1 protein-coding gene is annotated in these 312 nt (G+C 64.4%); it reads left to right on the plus strand.

Features of this window, described 5'->3' with window-relative positions:
* A partial coding sequence (locus ACMUOY_RS20505) for a hypothetical protein (protein WP_413894563.1) occupies nt 1-312 on the plus strand: 312 nt, incomplete at both ends.

The raw sequence follows: 312 nt of genomic DNA on the forward strand, positions 1-312 counted from the left end.
TCATCAAGGAGACCCACCTCCACGAGATCCTCAAGGACGGCAAGGCCCGGATCGCCGATCTGCTCTACATCGCCGGAAGGCAGCAGGTCATCTCGCGGATCCCCCTGCAGGATCTGCAGGGCAGGATCCTCGGCGCCGTGGGCAAGGGGGTCTTCAGCAAGGTCTCCAAGGTGGCCGAGCTGTCGGAGCGGATCGAGCACCTCAACGACCAGGTCAAGTACTACAAGCAGCGGGTCACCGACATGAGGGGCGGCTCGGCGATCGTCGGCGGCACGGAGGCCATCCTGCGCATGAAGGAGAATGCCCTGCTGG

Source organism: Candidatus Skiveiella danica, assembly GCF_022705245.1.
Taxonomy (GTDB): Bacteria; Pseudomonadota; Gammaproteobacteria; order Burkholderiales; family Burkholderiaceae_C; genus Skiveiella; species Skiveiella danica.